This window comes from Microbacterium sp. GbtcB4, assembly GCF_019091465.1.
Classification (GTDB): Bacteria; Actinomycetota; Actinomycetes; order Actinomycetales; family Microbacteriaceae; genus Microbacterium; species Microbacterium paraoxydans.
Genome location: NZ_JAGXJJ010000471.1, coordinates 1 through 240, shown reverse-complemented (window position 1 = coordinate 240; position 240 = coordinate 1). Strand labels below are relative to the sequence as shown.

1 pseudogene is annotated in these 240 nt (G+C 78.3%); it reads right to left on the bottom strand.

The features are described 5' to 3' along the window. Positions 1–240: pseudogene (locus tag KVS71_RS18505) on the bottom strand (hypothetical protein); the annotation flags it as partial.

Below are 240 nucleotides of genomic sequence, written 5' to 3'. Positions count from 1 at the left end.
TGTCAACGCATGGCCGTGTCCGCCCCGTCGTCGCCCCCGCAGGAGGGGCGTCGGGGCCGGCCACCGCGTCCGGGCGAGAGCCGCGCCCGCGACCCGCAGCCAGCGTGCGGGATCGGACAGGGCGGCGGTCGTCGACCCCGCCAGCGCGGTCAACGACACCGCCTCCGCGAAGAGGCTCGTGTCTGCGTCGGCCGCGATCCGACCCGCGGCGAGCAGAGGACGCGCCCCTGCCTCGGCGGC